15 protein-coding genes are annotated in these 21,222 nt (G+C 45.0%); 11 read left to right on the forward strand and 4 right to left on the reverse strand.

The window, feature by feature from the left end; translation table 11 throughout:
• Positions 1-301 precede the first annotated feature (301 nt).
• The 10 genes from KP803_RS12335 (at position 302) to KP803_RS12380 (ending at position 16,693) form a co-directional block, all read left to right on the forward strand.
• Positions 302-1,054 (forward strand): AzlC family ABC transporter permease, encoded by a 753-nt coding sequence (locus KP803_RS12335; RefSeq protein WP_248009139.1) that lies wholly within the window; start codon positions 302-304, stop codon positions 1,052-1,054.
• Positions 1,051-1,368, forward strand: a complete 318-nt coding sequence (locus tag KP803_RS12340; protein WP_248009140.1) for an AzlD domain-containing protein — start codon at positions 1,051-1,053, stop codon at positions 1,366-1,368. The genes KP803_RS12335 and KP803_RS12340 overlap by 4 nt, the downstream gene beginning before the upstream one ends.
• Before the next feature lie 206 nt (positions 1,369-1,574).
• Positions 1,575-2,456, forward strand: a complete 882-nt coding sequence (locus KP803_RS12345) for a LysR family transcriptional regulator (RefSeq protein ID WP_248009141.1) — start codon at positions 1,575-1,577, stop codon at positions 2,454-2,456.
• A 96-nt stretch (positions 2,457-2,552) separates the two neighbouring features.
• A complete protein-coding gene (locus tag KP803_RS12350; RefSeq protein ID WP_248009142.1) occupies positions 2,553-3,638 on the forward strand; it encodes an efflux RND transporter periplasmic adaptor subunit in 1,086 nt (361 codons plus the stop codon).
• Positions 3,639-3,646: 8 nt separating this feature from the next.
• Complete coding sequence (locus tag KP803_RS12355; RefSeq protein WP_248009143.1) at positions 3,647-6,742, forward strand: efflux RND transporter permease subunit; 3,096 nt, start codon at positions 3,647-3,649, stop codon at positions 6,740-6,742.
• Positions 6,743-6,754: 12 nt separating this feature from the next.
• A complete protein-coding gene (locus KP803_RS12360) occupies positions 6,755-8,233 on the forward strand; it encodes an efflux transporter outer membrane subunit (RefSeq protein ID WP_248009144.1) in 1,479 nt (492 codons plus the stop codon).
• Between the two features lie 199 nt (positions 8,234-8,432).
• On the forward strand, positions 8,433-8,885 hold the full coding sequence (locus KP803_RS12365; RefSeq protein WP_248009145.1) for a hypothetical protein: 453 nt from the start codon (positions 8,433-8,435) through the stop codon (positions 8,883-8,885).
• A 93-nt stretch (positions 8,886-8,978) separates the two neighbouring features.
• Positions 8,979-9,581: a thiol:disulfide interchange protein DsbA/DsbL gene (locus KP803_RS12370; protein ID WP_282437266.1), complete on the forward strand. Its 603-nt coding sequence runs from the start codon at positions 8,979-8,981 to the stop codon at positions 9,579-9,581.
• A gap of 546 nt (positions 9,582-10,127) precedes the next feature.
• Positions 10,128-13,577 (forward strand): hypothetical protein, encoded by a 3,450-nt coding sequence (locus tag KP803_RS12375; protein WP_248009146.1) that lies wholly within the window; start codon positions 10,128-10,130, stop codon positions 13,575-13,577.
• 212 nt (positions 13,578-13,789) lie between these two features.
• Positions 13,790-16,693, forward strand: a complete 2,904-nt coding sequence (locus tag KP803_RS12380) for an FAD-binding and (Fe-S)-binding domain-containing protein (RefSeq protein WP_248009147.1) — start codon at positions 13,790-13,792, stop codon at positions 16,691-16,693.
• Between the two features lie 83 nt (positions 16,694-16,776).
• Here the strand turns inward: KP803_RS12380 and gloA2 are convergent, their stop codons facing one another.
• The 3 genes from gloA2 to KP803_RS12395 all read right to left on the reverse strand — a co-directional run bounded on the left by gloA2 (position 16,777) and on the right by KP803_RS12395 (position 19,281).
• Positions 16,777-17,160, reverse strand: coding sequence for an SMU1112c/YaeR family gloxylase I-like metalloprotein (gene gloA2 / locus KP803_RS12385; RefSeq protein WP_248009330.1), 384 nt, complete (start codon positions 17,158-17,160; stop codon positions 16,777-16,779).
• A gap of 138 nt (positions 17,161-17,298) precedes the next feature.
• On the reverse strand, positions 17,299-17,805 hold the full coding sequence (locus KP803_RS12390) for a putative ATP-dependent zinc protease (protein WP_248009148.1): 507 nt from the start codon (positions 17,803-17,805) through the stop codon (positions 17,299-17,301).
• A gap of 210 nt (positions 17,806-18,015) precedes the next feature.
• Positions 18,016-19,281, reverse strand: a complete 1,266-nt coding sequence (locus KP803_RS12395; RefSeq protein ID WP_248009149.1) for an adenylosuccinate synthase — start codon at positions 19,279-19,281, stop codon at positions 18,016-18,018.
• Between the two features lie 150 nt (positions 19,282-19,431).
• Here KP803_RS12395 and KP803_RS12400 point away from each other — a divergent pair, with 150 nt between their 5' ends.
• On the forward strand, positions 19,432-20,313 hold the full coding sequence (locus KP803_RS12400; RefSeq protein WP_248009150.1) for a LysR family transcriptional regulator: 882 nt from the start codon (positions 19,432-19,434) through the stop codon (positions 20,311-20,313).
• Here KP803_RS12400 and KP803_RS12405 read toward each other — a convergent pair.
• Positions 20,310-21,167, reverse strand: a complete 858-nt coding sequence (locus KP803_RS12405) for a ferredoxin reductase (protein ID WP_248009151.1) — start codon at positions 21,165-21,167, stop codon at positions 20,310-20,312. The genes KP803_RS12400 and KP803_RS12405 overlap by 4 nt on opposite strands.
• Between the last annotated feature and the right edge of the window lie 55 nt (positions 21,168-21,222).

Consider the following 21,222-nt stretch of genomic DNA (forward strand, 5'->3'; position numbering starts at 1 on the left):
CTTCTCTTTGGTTTTGCATGTATCACGCCAACAATGAGAATGCTTATCAATACTAGAGGTTGTGATGGTTATTGACCACTTTTATGTCAATATGACCACTTCTTGCCATGGTCAAAACAGAACAAAAAGGTCATAAATACACGAAATGGTGCTAGGTAGCTTTTAGCTCGCCAGGATTCGACTATTGTCGTTATTCAGGCTGATTATCACCTCAATAAACTAACAAACCTTGAAGTTTTGTAACATTAACCTCATATCTCAATGATTAACCACCTTAATGGAAGTATGGAAAGGAAGCCCAATGTCGAAAGTGAAGGAGCAAACTCAAGTAAGTGCCTGGAACCAAATGTGGCGAGGCACATTGGCAATGATGCCTCTGAGTATCGCTGTTATTCCATGGGGGCTTCTTGCGGGCTCTTATGCTGTGGAGTCTGGTTTGCTGGTTCTAGAGGCTCAAGCGTTATCGGCTATTTTGTTTGCAGGTGCTGCTCAGCTTGTCGCGATTGGGATGTTTAAATCAGGAGCAGGTTTAATAACCATGCTCATCACCACCTTTTTCATCACCTCTCGCCATTTGTTGTATAGCGTCGCAATGCGAGAAACGATTAGCCCACTACCACTGAGATGGCGATTAAGCCTAGGCTTTCTTCTCACCGATGAACTGTTTGCCCTAATCGGTCATAAACCGAAAGAGTTTAACCGTTACTATGCACTTGGCGCAGGGTTAAGCTTTTACGTGATATGGAATATCGCCTCGTTCGTTGGGATTATCGGCGGTAGCTACATACCCAATTTGGATTCGCTCGGGTTAGACTTTGCGATCGTCGCCACCTTCATTGCACTTGTGGTTCCAAACATCAAATCCAAGCCTATTTTTCTCTCCGTCGTCGTCGCTTTAGTGAGCTCAATCTTATTGCATAAATGGCAAGTCAACGGTGCATTGGTCATCGCCAGCTTAATGGCGATGTCTGCCGGGTACATAGCCGAACGATTCTCATCGCCTCCAACCATTAAAGACACTCTATCTAATGAAAAACACGGAGAAGCATCATGATTTTACTGTCGATATTCGCCATGACGGCGGTGGTGTTCCTAAGTCGCTACCTGTTTTTGGAGCCCGCTCTACCGCTTAAATTGAGCTACGAAGTAAAGCGCTTTCTCAAATTTTCTAGCCCCGCGATTCTAACGGCTATTCTTGCGCCTATTATGGCTTTAGATGCAGAAACGCACGAACTGTTGCCTCTCATCAACCCGTACCTTATTAGCGCTATTCTCGCCACTTTTTTAGCTTGGAAAACAGGCAATGTATTGCTCACAACCGTCATTAGTATGATGCTGTTTTTTACATTGCATAATTGGGGGTTTTAATCATCACGATTTGTATCCACCTCTACCCATAATTCATGTACGTCATCTGCAGTTGAACGCTGAAAAGATGTCAACCGTCAAAGGCCGACAGGCCCTAATTACAATCATGTCTTTTCTAAGTTCTAGAGCAATGATAGTGTGTCCTCACCGCAATTTACTGAACAAATTGCATAGCAGTTAACGTACAAACACAAGAGGATGGTTGAGTGAAGATTGACGACCTAAAACTGTTTATCAAAGTCATCGAACTGGGCAGTTTTACCGCTGCTGCCAATGCACTTGATATACCTAGAGCAAACGTGAGTCGACGTATTGGCGATTTAGAAAAGCAACTCGGTACAACGCTCTTTCATCGCACCACACGTAGCCTATCGTTAACCAATCAAGGCGAGGCATACAAAGAAGAGCTCGTTAAAGCACTCGACATGCTCGATGCCGCTCATCATAACGTCGCGACAAAATCAGACGTGGTTAGAGGCGTGGTCAAAATAGGCATACTTCCAGAGACACATGAACTACTGCAACCGCTACTCTTTGCCTTTTTAGATAAGTATCCGGAAGTGGAGCTCGACATTCGTCATATCAATAACGCTTTTAACGATATGTTTCCACAAGGCTTAGATATTGCTTTTCATGGTGGCCTACTGAAAGATTCGGATATCGTCGCTAGAAAACTAATAAAGCTAGACCGCATCCTAGTCGCCTCACCCGATTACCTAACTCAGTCAGGTAAAATCAATGAGCTAGGTACACTTCACCAAAGAGATTGTATCTGCTTTCGCTGGCCTGGGGGAAGTATCGATAATGTCTGGCACTTTGATGGCGAGAATATTACGGTATCGCCTAAGATCGTATGCGACAGCGTGGGCTTTATTAAAAGGGCCGTTATGTCTCATCGTGGCATCGGGTTCCTGCCTAACATATATGTAAAGAAAGAAATTGAACAAGGCCAACTGGTCACTCTTCTCCCAGAGCTCACTCCAATCGAAGAACACGGTTGGTTACTCCATACTCAAGCAAAAACACTCACTCAAACCTGCAGACTGATGATCGATCATCTTGTAACAGAAATTCCAAAGGTTTTTTGATTGTCATAAATATTGTGACAGTAATTCTTCTAAACCCTCGATTATCTTCTATTGAGTCAACGATAAGATAGCCCCCAACTTAAGGAGCTTTTTATCATGACTCATTTAAAAACAATTCTATGCGGGGCAATACTGCTTAGCCTCACCGCTTGTAACCAAACGAATCCAACAGCAATACAAACTATTGAACCTCAAATGCGCCCTTTGCAAGTTGTTAAGCTTACGGACTCTAGTACGCTCTCAACCAAACATTTTAATGGTGTTGTCTACTCACAGGAGCAAGCCAGCCTCTCCTTTCGAGTGCCAGGTACCGTTGAAACCATCTTAGTCAATCGAGGCGATCAAGTTAAGAAAGGTCAAGTCATCGCCAAGCTTGACCCACATGACTATCAACTCATTGTTGCTGAACTCGAATCAAAAATGATCGAAGCTAACGCCGCTCATAATTTGGCGATTGCAGAGAAAAAACGCATAGAGCAAGCCATTGCTGATGACGCCATTTCAAGCGTTAGCCTAGATAGGGCGATCAGTGGTTATGAGCGAAGTTTATCAGCGGTCAAGGTCGTTAACAAAAACATTCAGCGAGCAAAAGATACGGTCGGCTACACGATTCTTACCGCCCCTTTTGATGGTGTGATTGGCGACATTTCTGTCGAACCATTCGAACAAGTATTACCTGGGATTCCATCCTTTAAACTGCACAATACTGATCTTGTTGAAGTGAATATTGATGTCCCTGAAAATATGATCCAGTACTTCAATGTTGGCCACACCGCTCAGGTATCTTGGCATCGCTCTGAGCAAAGTTACGATGCCGTTGTTTCCGAAATGGCAACAATGCCCAACCGTATTAAACAGACTTACACCGTCACCTTTGCCATTGATACGCACGATGCCCAGCTCTTTCCTGGAAAATCCGTCACTGTGAAGACTCAAGTTGGTGATACTAACAACGCGTTTTGCTTACCGTATTCAGCATTAGTCGGTGAAGACCAATCACTGCACGTTAACGTTGTTCGTGACAGCATCATTGATTGGGTCCCTGTGACTATTGAAACTATCGACGCTCAGCAAGCCTGCGTCTCAGGCCAATTGAATCGAGGTGATGTTGCTGTTATTAGCGGTGCTCCCTACTTGCAGCATGGTGATGTCGTCAGTCACACCATTAACCGCGACCTGTAAGGAACAGCATGATGAACTTAGCGGAATTCGCGATACGCCAGCGAACATTTGTCCTGTTTTTTTCGGTACTGTGTGTAATTGCTGGTCTCTACTCTTATTTTGATCTCGGAAAGCTTGAAGACCCAAGTTTCACCGTCAAAACAGCCGTGGTCGTAACCCTGTACCCCGGAGCGTCTGCAGAAGAAGTCGAGCATCAAGTAACAGATACCATTGAAACGAAACTGCAAGAGATGGGAGAACTCAACCGTCTACGCTCCCTCTCTCGTCCAGGTGTTTCAATGGTTTTTGTCGATCTCAAAGAGAGCTTGAGTTCAAAAGAACTGCCACAACAATGGGACTTACTGCGCCGTAAAGTCAACGACGTAAAACTTACCTTACCTTCAACCGCACAGATCAGTATCGTCCAAGATGAGTTTTCTGAAGTGTACGGCATGTTATTTTCCATCCATAGCCAAGATGCGACTCCAGAAGAGCTGCGCCGTTATTCACAAGAGCTACAACGTCGAATAAAAGCGGTTGACGGAATCAAAAAGATTGAGCTTCACGGCGTTCAGCCTAGAGCCGTTTACATCGATATGGCCGACGAGCGCGTAGCGCAATATGGGCTCTCAGTCGCGCAGGTTTGGAATCAACTTAATACCCAAAATTTGACCTTTGAAAGCGGTCACTTTCTCGCAGGGCAAGAACGTGTCCGTATCCACAACAGCAGCGCATTGCAATCCATCGAAGACGTGCAAAACCTCGTGATTAAAGGCGGGGTTAGTGAACTCGGAAGTGGGTTAATCCGTCTAGGCGACATAGCCGATGTCACAATGGGTTACCAACAACCCGCATTAATTGAAAATCGCTTTAATGGTGAGCCTGCCGTGACATTGGCCGTTAGCCCTGTTGATGGCATTAACGTTGTTTCTTTGGGTGAGACCATTCGTAGTGTCATCAGTGATTATCAAGCACAGTTACCATTAGGCGTTGATATTTCAACCGTTGCCTACCAACCAGAGGAAGTACAAAAGGCGATCGATGACTTTGTCATGAACCTACTAGAAAGTGTCTCGATCGTCTTTTTTGTGCTGCTGATTTTTATGGGGTTGAAAAGCGCATCCATTGTTGGCGGTAGCTTACTTCTCACCATATTGATCACGCTCATCTACATGAACATCAATCAGATCGATTTACACCGTGTGTCATTAGGCACCTTTATTCTTGCTCTTGGTATGTTGGTTGATAACGCCATTGTCATCACCGACATGATGCAGGCCAAACTCAATCGTGGCATGGAACGGACTCAAGCGGCCATCGAGTCAGTCAAAGAAACCGTCATTCCTCTGCTTGGCGCAACGATTATTGCGATTATGGGAGCAAGCCCAGTCTTGTTTTCACAAACTGATGCGGCTGAATTTGCGCAGTCCGTTTTCTTCATAATCGCCGCTTCACTGCTGCTTTCATGGTTTGTCGCGATGACCTTCACGGCACTACTATGTTGGTTATTCCTTAAACCTGCGGTGGTAAAAGAACAAACTAGGCCCAGTGTTTATCGCCGTTTTATCAGCTGGAGCGTGGACAACCCGATAAAGTCACTATCGGCATTGGCACCCTTAGTTCTGGCGACTTTCCTAGCAATACCTCACGTCGCGGTTAACTTCATCCCCCAGTCGGACAGGCCGGTTATCTTCCTAGATTATTGGCTACCAGCAGGAGCGAGCATTGAACAAACCTCGTCTGACATGCAGAAGATCGAAACCTGGCTTTTAGAACAACCAGAAGTGGACAGCCTCTCTTCGGCTATCGGTGCGAGTGTGCCAAGGTTTTCTGTCACCGTCGAGCCTGAGCCAATTGACGCGTCCTATGGGCAAATTCTGGTCAACACCAACGATTTTGAGTCAATTGAGTATCTTGTTCAGCGCGGTGATATTTGGATTGCTGAACACTTTCCCAATGCAGAACCACGCTTTCGTAGCCTGAAACTGGCCACCTCCGATAAGTACTCCGTCGAGGCTCGATTTTCTGGCCCAGACGAGCACATACTCCGTAACTTAGCGAATCAAGCAAAGCAGATTTTTTCTCAGCATCCTGACTCGAAATACGTACGAGATGATTGGCGTCAGCAAAGCAAGGTACTGGTTCCCATCATCAATCAAGACAAAGCCCGTTTGGCTGGCATTAACCGTGCAGACATCGCCTTTGCCATGAAACGTGCTTCCGATGGTATGCCACTTGGCTTAATGAACCTTAATGATGAGTTGATCCCAATTCAACTACGCGGATCAAATCAAGACATGGCGTCATTAGAAACACTGCCGGTTAAATCTTTAGTAGGCGTGCATACTGTCCCTCTAGGTCAAGTCATTGATGGCTTCGAACTCAAATCAGAGCAAGGGATGATCTGGCGTCGTGACCGAGTGAAAACCATTACCGCGCAAGCGGGGATTGCCAGCCACACAACACCCGCGATTGTTCGTAATGCAGTAATTGCAGAGATAGAAGCGATTGAACTGCCACCGGGTTACAGCATGGAATGGGGCGGCGAATATTATGATGAACATAAAGCCGTTACCGATATTCTATTACAGCTACCTAAAGCCATTTTGATCATGGTGATCATTCTTGTGGCAATGTTTAACGGTTTTGTTCAACCTGCCATCATCCTGTTTACCGTACCACTTGCCGCAACAGGAGCTACATTTGCACTGATTGGCTTTGATAAACCCTTTGGTTTTATGGCTCTGATTGGCGCGGTCACCCTAACCGGTATGATTATCAAAAACGGCATCGTCTTGATGGACCAAATTGAGCTTGAGCGGAAAAATGGCAGAGCGCTATCAGAAGCGATTAAAGAAGCGACTGTCAATCGAACCATGGCAATATCAATGGGGGCGCTGACTACTGCCCTAGGGATGATTCCGCTCATCAGTGATCGACTGTTTGACCAAATGGCCGCCACCATCATCGGGGGACTAGCAGCCGCAACCGTGCTCTCTCTGGTTGTCATGCCAGCCTTGTACCGTCTTTGTCACAAAGAGGCAGCCGTTTCTCCTGAGCCTGATAACGATGATGCACAAGGCTCAGTGAACACTTCCCAAGAACTTAACGTTAATAACGCATAGGAGAAGACCAATATGACTTCACTTACTCATAAATTGACCCCTATCGTTATCGCGATGTTGGTAACGGGTTGTGCTGTTGGCCCAGACTATCAGCCTCCAGAGGTTGATCTGGCTACCACTTACATTCACTCCAATAATCAACGGAGTGCCGATAGCCAACAACATGCTGAGAGTAATTACTGGTGGCACCAATTTAACGATGAAACCCTCAACAAAATGATTGCAGACGTTCAACAGCAAAATATTCCACTGACTGTGGCCGCTGAACGTATATCAATGGCGAACTCCTATCACTCTATTGTTGAGTCATTCAAAGTGCCGACCGTTAATATTGGAGCCAGTTACTTTAACTATCAGCTCAGCAAAAATGACTCAATGCTAGGGTCTGCACTTAACCCAATTGGTGACAGTGTTGGCGGCTTACCACCACAACTTGGTGCCATGACGTTGAGTGATAATCAGCACGATGGTGGCTTTGTCGGAGCAAGCATTGCTTGGGAGGCGGATATTTTCGGTCGCCTAGACAGACAAGCTAATGCAGCGAAAATCCGTGTAGAGCAAGCCGAGATCTTCCAAAACGGTCTGACAACGCTGATCACTTCAGATTTGATTCACAACTATTTGCAATACAGAGGGGCACAAGAACGTATCGACTTAGCACTTGCTAACGTTGAAGATCAGCGAAAGACGTTAGATTTAGTGAAAAAAGTGGTCAGCAGTGGCTATGGCTCAGAGTTGGATCTTGCTCAAGCTCAAACACTGTTAGCGGCGACTGAATCCATGATCCCTCAACTAGAAACCGCGCAGCAAGTGCATAAACATCGCTTAGCGGTTCTATTAAGTGAACCACTATCTCAGGTTGATATTCGTTTAGCGCAACACCAACCATTGCCACTCATGAATGATGTTATCCCAACAGGGCTGCCATCAGATCTTCTTACTCGCCGCCCCGATATTCGTATCGCCGAGCGAGAGATGGCAGCGATCAACGAGGAAGTTGGCGCAGCGATTGCCAATCGATACCCAAAGTTTTTCTTAACGGGTGTCCCTGGAGTAACAGCAGGTAGCTTTGATGATCTGTTTAGTAGTGACTCCATTGGTTGGGCTGGCGCAGCAGGCGTTAGCTGGAATGTGTTTGATGGTGGTCGTGGTGAAGCTATGGTTGAACTGCACGAATCTCGATTTCAGATAGCCGCGATGCACTATCAACACGCGGTGGATTCTGCGTTTGCGGAAGTCGACTCTGCATTATTTAACTATGGTCGAGCACAAGAAAACCATAGCCGAATTGTTCATGCCAATGAAGCCTCTGATACAGCGGTCAGCAAAGCTAAATCCCTCTATCGAGCTGGGCTAATCGACCATTTGTCAGTACTTGATGCTCAAAGACAGCAGAAAATGATGCAAGACAGACAAATCGCAGCTCGCCTCCAAAGTGCGCAAGCTACCGTGTTGGTGTATAAGGCACTAGGGGGCGACTGGCAGATATAACTCGTCTCTTTTTTATAACCTGTCCCTGTTTAAAATCAGCCTAAATAAATTCGAGCCGATTTTTTCCCAACTAAAACGTAGGTCACCTCTAGCGATTCAAAGTCAGAGTGTGACCTACCTGCTAACAACACTATTTAATTCACGTCCGTTATTGGGGTATGATGCAAGCTCTCTACCTGTATGGAACACACAGCGATTCATGAATAAGGCTTCTCGACCTATTTGGTTATCTTTTTTGCTGCTCACTCTGATGATGATTACAACATTTGTGATCAGTGCTCAGAACACCCGAGTAGCGCCTATAAAGATAAACCCAGTTGGCATGAATCAGAGTAACGAATCAGATCCTTCACTGGTTGGCCAATCATTATCAAGTGCTAGCCTTCTTCCATTGCACTCAAGCACCCTTATAAATAATTCGCGAAGTTCAGATTGCCCAGATCAAGAACATTCCATTCCTAGTCCTCACAACGCACAAAGTAAACATGGCTGTGGGTCCTCGTGCCTTTTTAAAATACCAACGAGCCAATCTGGCGTTATTTTGGCGGTGCAATCACATTCACTTGCTCTTATCGAGCCCGATCAAAACCCGACCACGCAAGCTAGGGCTGATACGCTCTACCGCCCCCCTATCCTTTCATTTCCAGCTTAAATTTCGCTCTCACTCTGAAGAGCACCGAATCAATATTGATTGAACGCACAATCGACTTGTTGCGTCTATTTATCTACATTTTGGAAATGAATCATGATCAAAAAATTAATTACGTTTGTTACTACGCTGGCTATCGCCCTAACCGTTAACGCTGCTCAGTTTGAAGAAGGGAAACACTTCAAGGTACTGGATGTGGAAAAAGCTAAAAAGCCTGTTGTCACGGAATTTTTCTCTTTCTACTGCCCACACTGCTATAAGTTTGAAGGGGTAGTTGAGCACTTAAAAACCTCACTTCCTGATAACGCTAAATTCGAAAAGGTACACGTAGCGTTTATGGGCAATAACATGGCGGTGCCAATGGCAAAGTCTTACGCTGCGATGGTGACGTTGGATGTCGAAAAAGAGATGGTTCCAGCCATGTTTAAGCAAATTCATCAGCTAGGTAAGGCGCCAAAAGATGAAGCGGCGCTGCGCCAACTGTTTGTAGATTATGGTGTTGACGGTAAGAAGTTTGACTCCGCCTACAACGGTTTTGTCGTAGACTCCATGCAGCGAAAATTCGATAAGCAATTTGAAGCAAGTACATTAACGGGTGTTCCCGGTGTTCTGGTTAATGACAAATACATCGTCAAGCCAGACAATATTAAAAGCTTTGACGAATACAATGCCTTGGTCAATTACTTACTCACGCTGTAGTGATAATACGGCATAAAAGAGTAAGATTCACAGTGTAAATCTTCAATAAACCAAAGGGTAAGCTCAATTCAGCTTACCCTTTTTTAATGACCAATTTTCACCAAATAAGACGCAGTGCGAAATAGCCAGATAACGATAGTAGATAGGCTCAATTAACCATTTCACCTTCAACAATGGTTTTGCTTATCTTCCCTAAATTACCTTTTCTGAACCTTATTGTTGGGCGACAAAATCCTGTTAACTCTATTTCTTTATATAAATATGTGGGGTAGCTCTCAGCTTTTTTTCAATGACAACCTTCCACCCATGAAACTCAATGATTTATTTCATACACGTACGATTGTACGTGACCGTTTGGAGAGTTTCGCTTTTCACTAGTTGAACCAAAGCTTGGCAGGGATAGTATGAAAATGAAGGTACCGATTTCCTCTGATTATTCATTGGTTTTAGAGAATCGTTATATTGGCAGGTAGCCAGTGTTAACGACGCTCTATTTTTTTAGTTTAAAAAGAAAACGCTTTCATAAAAAGAAAAGTGGGAAAAATTATGACAATTGAACACATTAGCTCGGATGTAGATGGAACATTTGTTGACCTTAATGGTGAACGATATTACAAAATTTCTAACGTTGACCACATGGCACCCTTTTTTATCAGTGTTGTATCTGCAAGTGATCACTGGTTATTTGTTTCTTCAACTGGTAGTTTATCTGCCGGTCGTATTCGACCAGAAAATGCGCTGTTTCCTTATAAATCTGTTGATCATATTCACGAAAATGCAGAAAACACTGGGAGTAAAACCCTAGTTCGAATTAAAGATGGTGAGAACAATCCGCTATGGGAACCATTTAACGTTCATCACGATGGCCTGTACTGTGTCGAACGCCACCTATACAAGAATACCATTGGCGATAAAATCGTATTTGAAGAGATCAATCACAGCTTAAAGATTGCCTTCCAATACAGCTGGAATACCAGCGAAGCCTTCGGTTTTGTCCGCGACGCAAAGCTAACCGATCTTTCCAATCAATCTCGCGAAATAGAGATTCTTGATGGGGTTCAGAACTTATTACCATCAGGTGCCCCCCTGTCTGCAATGCAAACAAGAAGTGCATTGGTGGACGCCTATAAATGGAATGAACGCGTAGAAGGAACCGATCTTGCGCTTTACACCATGTACGCAAAATTAAGTGATCGTGCTGATCCTGCCGAATCCTTACTTGCGACAACGGTGTTTAGCGTCGATAGTGACGACAACACACTGCTACTTTCAAGTAAGCAAGTTAAATCTTTCCGTAAAGGATTGAGCATTGAGCCTGAAGATCTAACCAAAGGATTCCGGGGTAGTTACTTTATTAATAAAACCATTACCTTAAATTCGGGTCAAAGCAACCAATGGACTATCGTTGCTGATATCGATAAAGATCACCGCGCCGTCGTTGACCTTAAGCGTACGCTAACAGAAACACGCGATCTATCATCCGTCATTGACGCCAACATCGAGGCGAACCAGCAAGAACTCATCTCTCTGATGTCGGGGGCCGATGCATGGCAGTTGACGGCTGAAGAAACCACCAGCGTTCATCATTACGCTAACGTATTGTTTAACAACATGCGCGGTGGCGTATTCGAGCATAACTATCAGCTTGATAAAGCCGATGTTACCAAGACAATTGCCGCCTCAAACAGAAAGGTTTTTGAGGCTAACCACGCCTTTTTTGAGCTATTACCACAATCTCTTTCTCACCCCGAGCTGGTTCGATTAGCAAAAGAAACCGGTGATGCTCAGCTTGTTCGTCTCTGCTATGAATACCTTCCGTTGACCTTTGGTCGTCGTCATGGCGATCCAAGCCGTCCCTGGAATCATTATGAAATAAATCTAAAAGACTCAGAAGGAGATCGTTTACTCTCTTATCAGGGTAACTGGCGCGATATTTTCCAAAACTGGGAAGCGATTGCACATAGCTATCCTGGCTATATTTCTTCGTTCTTGGCGAAATTCGTCAATGCTTCGACGGCGGATGGTTACAACCCATATCGCATTACTAAAGACGGCATTGATTGGGAGCTTCTCGAACCAGAGGACCCATGGAGTAATATTGGTTACTGGGGTGACCACCAAATCATCTACTTGCTTAAGTTCCTAGAATTGGCAGACAAATACCAGAGCGAAGACTTAAAAACATTACTGGGTAGCAACATTTTCAGCTACGCTAATGTGCCTTATCGCATCTGCTCAGTTGATGGGCTGTTTGAAAATCCTAAAGACACGGTTTCGTTTAGTGGTGAGACTCAAGCATTGACTGTGCGTAAAAGCCAAGAGTTGGGCAGCGATGGACGCCTGCTACTAAACAGCGATGATACAGTCTACAGCGTCAATTTGGTTGAGAAAATTCTAGTGCCACTGCTAGCAAAGCTAAGTAATTTGGTGGTTGATGGTGGTATTTGGTTAAATACTCAGCGTCCTGAGTGGAATGATGCCAATAACGCTATTGTCGGTAATGGGTTGTCTATGGTGACTCTATACTACATGCGTCGTTATGTTGTCTTTACTCAGCAGCTATTAGCACAAGCCGAATCAAGCTATACCCTTTCAACTGAGGTTGCTGACTGGCTAAATGGTATCTGTGTAACGCTAGTTGAAGTGGCGAAAGAACTTCAACCTGAAGCGGTGTCATCTAGCCGTCGTTACGAGATTCTCAACGAGCTGTCATTATCAGCTGAACGCTACCGCAACACAGTTTACAAGCAAGGTTTCACGGGAAAAACATCGGTTCAAGTCAATGCTATTCAAACTTTATTGGGCGCGAGCTTGAAAGTCATTGATCACTCTATCTCGACGAACCTACGTCAAGATGGGCTATTCAATGCCTATAACATTCTTGACTATAAGCACGCAGGGACTGAAACAGCGACTGCGAAGGTTGAAGAACTGTACCCTATGCTTGAAGGCCAAGTGTCCGTACTAAGCTCTGGTGCGTTAACACCAGAACAAGCCGTTGAACTGCTTGATAAACTGTTCGAAAGTGAGATGTACCGCGCCGATCAGCACAGCTTCATGTTGTATCCTGACCGAGATTTAACTCACTTCATGAATAAGAACAGCATTGATTCCGCTGACATATCGAACTGCGCTGCGTTAACTCAAATGCTGGGAAATGGCGATCAACGCATCGTCAATCAAGATGCGAATGGTCATTATCACTTTAATGCTCACTTTGAAAATAGTGGCTTTCTCGCTGAACAAGTTGAGAAAGTGAAAGCAGACTATCCATCCATTTCTACTCAAGAGTGGCAACCTGTGTTTGAGCTTTATGAGCAAGTGTTTAATCACAAAGCCTTTACGGGTCGCTCAGGCACTATGTTTGGTTATGAAGGCTTAGGCTGTATCTATTGGCATATGGTCTCTAAATTGCTTCTTGCGGTTCAAGAGAATTACCTAACCGCGCTTAAGCAAGATCCAAACAGCGAAGCTTGCGCACAGCTCTCTGATTACTACTACAAAGTTCGCGACGGGATTGGTTTCAATAAAACGCCACTTAACTATGGTGCGTTCCCTACCGATCCTTATTCTCATACACCAAAAACGGGTGGCGCTCAGCAACCAGGTATGACAGGACAAGTTAAAGAGGAAGTAATCACTCGATTTATTGAGCTCGGCTTAATGGTTGATAAAGATGGTATCGAAATTCGCCCGACACTACTCAATAAGAGTGAATTTTTACTCTCGGAAGCGACATTTAAATACCAAGATATTGCAGGCAATAACCATCAATTCAGTGTTATGGCTGATCAACTCGCGTTTACTTACTGCCAAGTTCCGTTTGTCTACGCGCTTGGCGACACAGCGCAGGTAACGGTTCATCACTGTAATGGGCAAGTTGAAACCGCAGATCAAACGAAGATAAGCGCAAGCGTTGCTCACTCTTTGTACCAACGACGCGGCGATATTGAGCGTATAGTCGTGACACTACCAAGAGAGCAGTTACGGGCCTAAACTCATCGGGTTATGATTAACCTCCGTCATTTATCTCAAAGGCCGCTTCATTATTGAAGCGGCCTTTTTATACCGACAGAATAAATACTTTATTGCCGAGTGTTGTTAAGTAAATTCTAACAATGTCACAACAATTGAGGTGTAACTATGACACCGTTTTAATCGCTGACTCTATAAAAATATAACGCTGTCGCGAGCACAAGGAAGCCAACATGTCGGACACATCCCATAATAACCAAAGCAACGATAATAACTGTAGCCCCCAAAGGAGCAGTGATAGCGCATATCAACAACTTGAGTTGCTACTCAGGGTTAAGATAGATGCTGATAGAATCGTTACGCAACACGCAAAGCGCTTGGCGTATGGTACGGATGCCAGTTTCTACCGTTTAGTACCGAAAATAGTGTTGCGCTTGAAAGATCTCGATGAGGTCATTTACGCGATTCAATGCTGTCGTGAAATGTTGATTCATTGCACCTTTCGTGCTGCGGGGACAAGCTTATCAGGACAAGCGGTTTCAGACTCGGTGCTCATCACTCTGACTGACGATTGGCGTGGCCACAAGATCTTAAATAACGGAGAAAAAATAACACTCCAACCAGGGGTCATCGGCGCGGATGCAAATAAATACCTTGCCCCCTATCAACGAAAAATCGGCCCAGACCCTGCTTCAATCAACACGTGTAAAATTGGGGGTATTGCCGCGAACAACGCTAGTGGGATGTGCTGCGGTACGGCGCAAAACTCCTACAAAACCATCGACAGCATGAAGATAGTTTTCAGCGATGGTTCTATTTTGGATACGGGCGATGACGTTAGCATTGCGGAATTCACTCAGCAGCGTCCAGACTTTGTTGCCGGTGTTTATGCGTTACACAATGAAACCATCGCTAATAGTCAGCTCACTCAACGTATTCACCATAAATATCGTCTCAAAAACACCACTGGCTATGCACTCAATGCACTGATTGACTATCAAGATCCCATCGAAATCATTGAGCACCTCATGATTGGCTCGGAAGGCACGCTCGGGTTTATGGCGGAAGTCACTTACAACACGGTTATTGAGCATGCGTACAAAGCCTCATCTTTGTTGGTTTTTCCTGATATTGAACAAGCAAGTCAAGCCGTCACCACACTCTCTAAGGAGCCAGTGGCTGCTGTTGAGCTCATGGATGGGCGAGCCCTACGTTCTGTGGCAGATAAAAAAGGACTGCCTGAATTTATCGCAGAACTCGACTTAGAGGCCTGCGCTATTCTAATTGAGTCCCATGCCAGCGACGCCGCAACATTAACTCAGCAATGTCATCACATTATGGATTCCGTGGCTCAGTACACCATTATTGAGTCTGTGCCTTTCACCTCAGACGCTTCGATTGTCTCGACGCTGTGGGGCATTCGTAAAGGCATGTTCCCCGCCGTTGGAGCTGTGCGTGAGGTTGGCACAACGGTTATCATTGAAGACGTCGCCTTCCCAGTTGAAAACCTCGCCAATGGCTTACGTGATCTTCAGTCTCTTTTTGATAAATACCGCTATGATGAAGCGATTATTTTTGGTCACGCGTTGGAAGGTAACCTTCACTTTGTGTTCACCCAAGGATTTGATAGCCAAGAAGAAATAGACCGTTACGGCGGGTTTATGGATGATGTCGCCGAATTAGTCGCAGTAAAATATCGAGGGTCACTCAAAGCGGAACACGGCACAGGGCGTAATATGGCCCCTTATATTGAACTTGAATGGGGAAAAGACGGCTACGCATTAATGGAGAAAATCAAAGCTCTGTTTGACCCCCAAGGGCTGTTAAACCCGGGTGTAATTATCAACGACAACCCCAAAGCACACCTTGAAAACCTTAAACCAATGCCTGCCGCCGATGAGCTTGTCGATCGCTGTATTGAGTGCGGTTTTTGTGAACCAGTCTGTCCTTCCCGCACTCTGACTCTATCCCCTCGCCAGCGCATTGTTTTATATCGCGAACTCCAACGCCGAAGAAATTCAGGTGAATCGGCAGAAGCGAGTGACCTTGAAAAAGTATTTGAATACCAAGGCATTGATACCTGCGCGGCAACCGGTTTATGCGCCGATCGTTGCCCTGTTGGTATCAATACTGGTGACTTAGTCAAAAAACTACGCTCAGCGAGATACCAAAAGCTCACCCCACTGGTTAAATGGACCACCCAATGGAGTGCCAACCATTTCAGCTCCGCAACAGCGATAGCGAGAGCCGGTCTAAAGACGAATAGTGCAGCCACGAACATGGTTGGTGGCAAAGGCGTCAGTAAAGTCACTCAAGGATTGCGTAAGCTGACTCACGGTGCCACACCTACTTGGCTCGCAGAGTATCCACAATCGAACTCGCATAAGCTTAGTCAGCCGATTAGCCAAGCTTCTGGCGCGGTAACTTTTGATCGAAAAGTCGTTTATCTCCCCTCCTGTGCCAGTCGCAACATGGGCCAACAAACTAACGCCCAAGATCAGCGCCCTCTCACAGAGGTGACAATGTCACTCCTTACAAAGGCAGGCTACGAGATTCTCACCCCGAATAAGCTCAATGATCAGTGTTGTGGGATGCCCTACGACAGCAAAGGCGCAAACGATATTGCCGACCAGAAATCACAACAACTGGAAGAGGCTCTATGGCAGGCAAGCGAGCAAGGTAAGTTTCCTATTCTCATGGACACCAGCCCATGCGCCAAACTCAGCATGGAAAAATTCACCAAGCCGCTTGAGATCTTCGAGCCCACTAGCTTTGTTTTAAAACATCTCAAAGATTACCTTAACTTTAAGCCTATCGCAGAGACAGTCATGCTGCATGTCACCTGCAGTTCGAGAAGAATGGGGCTAGAAAATGACATGCTTTCACTCGCCAAAGCATGCACCTCTGAGGTCATCATTCCCGAACACATTGAGTGCTGTGGTTGGGCAGGGGATAAAGGCTTTACCACACCAGAACTCAACGCTGCGGCAGTTCATCCACTGAAGGAGCAAGTGCCAGAGAATTGCACTCGAGGATTTAGTAACAGTAAAACCTGTGAGATTGGACTTTCTCACCACAGTGGTGTGCCATACCAATCAATTTTGTATTTGGTGGATGAGGTGACAACGCCTCTTTAATCTAAGCCCTATTTGAAGAAGAAAGCCACTCGATAACACTTATCGTGTGGCTTTTTTAGTATTCAAGTCCAACATGAACCGACTTACTTTTCATACAGCTCTAACGGCAACCCATCTGGGTCTTGGAAGAACGTAAATTTCTTACCAGTGAACTCATCGACACGTATCGGTTCAACGTCCACGCCAAATGCGTTTAGTGCTTTGACAGCCTCTTCAACTGACGCCGTTAAAAATGCCAAATGTCTTAAACCTTGCGCTTCTGGCTGGCTTGATCGTTTAGGCGGGTTAGGGAAAGAAAACAGCTCAATTTGACCACCATTAGGGAGCGCCAAATCTAACTTATAAGAATCACGGCTTTCTCGATAGTTCTCTGCAATGATGCTCAACCCTAAAACCTCAGTATAAAAAGCCCTAGATTTTGGATAATCAGAACAGATGATGGCGACATGATGGATGTTTTCTACAATCACAATAGGGTCCTAGTAGGCTTGTTCATTGAATAATCGTTAACATACCACCCATTCTATGAGAGTCATACATTGAGCTTGAACCTTATCAAAGGCAACGATAAATACACGATCTCAAGCTCATGCTCTAAAAATTAACTACAGTATTTCAGTCGGGTTTTGGCTGACATCCACCAGATACCGGCATTCGAGCCAATTACGCCCAATCAATAGCTTATCACCCATGCTGGAGCGATCTCGAAGGTTTACCTCTACAGTCTGTTCGTAATCTTGGTGGGTCATCGTAAGTTCAATGCTGTAGCGAAACTCTGTACCGAATGAATTGCTGATACTGCGCACGGCAACAATCTCAGCTTGGTGATGGTGATGTTCGTCCAACTCATTACCCGTAACAAAGCGTACCTCTTTACCAATATTCGCTTCTAGTTCATCAACACCATCGATAACCTCGATATTCATCGCGTGAAGTGACGTGCGTGTCGCGCCTGTATCTACGCGGGCACGATACGAGGTTTTAAGCTCTGCAATATCTACAAAGGCTTTTTGCCCAATAATATCCATGTTTTCTACTGAACAAGACGACGCATGGGCCATTGAACTGATTGTAGCCATAAAAAGTGATGCAGATAATACAATTGTTTTCATTTTATTCCTTTATATAACGCCAAATAGCGAGTGTTTTTGTTTAGAGCCTAATGAATCCAAGCCCTATTCCTTCTCTTAACCTACCACTATTTATCAACGCTTTGTTTGAATGTTACTTTTTGAAAAACAATAATATTTTCATTGTCGATAAAGGAACCCCAGCAATTAAGCTGGGGCTCCTTTATCAAAATCGGCTAATCGTAGTCGCGACTAACGAATAATCATTTGCTCACGCTCTGGCCCAACTGAAACCATGACAATTGGCACACCCATTAGCTCTTCGATACGAGTCACGTAATCTTGCGCCCCTTGCGGAAGGCTTTCAAAGGTACGGCAACCTGTAATATCTTCATCCCAGCCTTGCATCTGTTCATAAATTGGCGCTAATGCCGCAGTCTGTGGCCAAATTGGGTTCTCGCTATGTTCACCTTCATAAGCCACACAGATACGTAGGTCCTTCATCCCAGTTAGGCAATCAATTTTGGTTAACGCAACCTCCGTCGCAGCTTGCAGCTCCACCCCATTTCGTGTTGCTACCGCATCAAAATACCCCATGTCTCGGGGACGGCCTGTAGTCGCTCCATATTCATTCGAACTTTCACGGAAGTTGTCTTGCTCTTCCATCGCTGTGACTAACGTGCCGGTACCCACTGAAGAGCTGAACGACTTTGCTACTGCAATGATACGGTCTGGTCTTAGGGCGGGTAAGCCACTACCAATACCCGTATATGCTGCCGTCACATTTGATGACGTCGTCCAAGGATACTCACCATAAACAAGATCTCGACCTGCGCCCAACTGCGCTTCAAACAACAAATTGGCGTCTTTTTCCTGAAGCGCTTTAAGTGGTTCAGTAACGTTACAAATAAAGGGACGCCATGCCTTGGTAACTTCTAGCAACCATTGGGTCAGCTCAGCCGCACTTTGAGCGTAATCACACTCAGGGTAAAGCGCCTTTAACTGCGGCATTTTCCAATCCAGCATGAATTGAATACGCTGCTCAAGCACGTCTGGCTGATTTAGCCAACCAACCAGAATGCCTTTTTTCATCACTCTGTCACCGTAAGCTGGAGCAATGCCTTGGCGTGTTGATCCGTAAGCAGCATCACCAAGGCGCTGCTCTTCAAGCGTATCTTCTAAAGCGTGAAGAGGAAGGCATAACGTCGCGCGATCGGAAATTCGTAGGTTAACATCGACACCCGTTGCTTCAACTTCAGCAATCTCTTCGCTAAGGGCTGCAGGGCTTATCACCATACCAGGGCCAAGAACCGCAATACAATTAGGGTTAAAGATGCCACTTGGTAGTTGATGCAGTTTAAAGGTGCCGAAGTCATTGACCACGGTATGACCTGCGTTGTTTCCGCCTTGAAAACGAACACTGGCAGACGCATCAGACGCATCAGACGCTAAAAAATCAACAATACGACCTTTACCTTCATCACCCCAATTGGCACCCACAACAACAATAGACGACATAACGTTTCTCCTAATTGATTAAGAAACGATCTTAATCGTGTCGATTAAATAAGAGAAATTAATTATAATAATTAAATTGATAAGGATTCCATATCAGATTGCAATGCGTCATTGATAAGTCGTAGGGTAAACTCACATTAAGGGCACAGCATGTTAGATATTCATTGGCTAAAAACATTTTCCACGTTAGCCGAATACAAACACTTTGGAAAGGCAGCCGTTGCCCTACACATGACCCAACCTAACGTCAGCTTGCACCTTAAACAGTTAGAGCAAGCAACAGGTGTAAAGCTTATAGAACGAAGCCCATTTCACTTGACCCAAGCAGGCAATAGATTATTGGAAAGTAGCCATAGAACGTTGCATGAACTGCAAGTCTGTCAAGCCGATCTCAATGCGCTCAATGATTTAGATAAAGGCACCATCACGATTGCAGCTAGTGATATTATCTCTCGCATGCTGCTCATCGATGCCTTCAAATTATTCAAGGGCAAGTACCCTGGAATTGATATTGCCCTATTAAATACCACCTCATCTCAAGCTTCTTCATTGGTAAAAAATGCAGAAGCGGACCTTGGTTTTGTTATCTCGCAAAAACAAACCCAACCGCTGCACTTCGTTGAACTTCAGCGAGTGACATGGGTTGCGTTAGGCAACGGATTTGATGGAAAAAAAGAGTCAATGGAGAGTAGCAATAACGAACTCACGTTGATCTTATTGGGTCACGATACTCGGACACGAGACATCATTGATGATGCACTTCCAATGCTTAATTTACCCAATTACCGAGTAATGGAGGTCGGCAGTGTCGATGCTCAAATAGACTGGGCGGAAGCCGGCTTTGGCGTGGCAATCATTCCTGAATTTGCAATCTCTAGTAAACGTCACCTCACCTCTCTCATCACGCCTTTACCTGATTTTCCAACCACCGATCTAGGCTACATTGTTCGACAGAATCAAGTTCTTTCAAAAGCGACTAAACAACTACTGCACTGGGTTAATGAAGGAATTGAAAACTTACAAAACCGTTAATGCTCACTTTCGACTAACTGGGCGGAGAAAGCTTCACTGCGAATACGCGATGGATCAATACCCTGCGCCTTCGCAGTCTCAACCAACTCGTTGATTAATCTCATTGGGCCGCATACATAAATCATGCTGTTTACATCAGCATTACGTAGAATTTCAGCACAGTTCAACCGTTGTGAATCTTCCGCGCTGTATAGGGTTAATGTGTCACCAAATTCTCTTTTCAATCGTTCTTGAAACGCCATCTCTTCAAGACTTCGTCCTGCGTAGTGCATTTCAAACGGCTTCTTTTGCCGAGACAACTGCTGTGCCATCGCTTTAATCGGAGTAATTCCAATACCTGCAGCAATTAATATGGTTGGTCTATCATCACCATGTACTTCAAACAGGTTTCTCGGCCTAGAGCAGTAAATAAGTTGGCCGATCTTAAACGTTTCATGAATGGCTTTCGATCCGCCCTTCCCCTCTTCTTCACGTAATATCGCTATCTCATACACATCACGCCTTGCCGGGTTAGAGCAAATAGAATAGCAACGCTCAATAGACTCTCCGGAATCGAGTTTAACCGGAACAAAAAGATGAGAGCCCGCACTGACTTTAGGTAAATCGAGCCTCTCAGGGTGTCGCAGTTCGTAAGCACGGATCCTAGGAGTAAGCTGACGGATAGAGGTGATCTCAAAGCGCAGCTTTTGCTCATCGAAGTACTGGCTACTTAACCTAACACCATCAAGCTGCTGCTCACTGGCTGTTAGCTTTACTTGAAGCTCAATTATTTTAGCTTTCAGTTCTTCATTTTCAGCGAGAATTCGCTCCATATTTTGTTGGGTCAGATCTAATGAAGTATTTCGCTGTGTCATCTATTTATCCTTACTCCTAGAAGAAGTTAAGCCTAACAATTTTATACTTAACGTA

The sequence above is a fragment of the Vibrio amylolyticus genome (assembly GCF_023145695.1).
GTDB lineage: Bacteria > Pseudomonadota > Gammaproteobacteria > Enterobacterales > Vibrionaceae > Vibrio > Vibrio amylolyticus.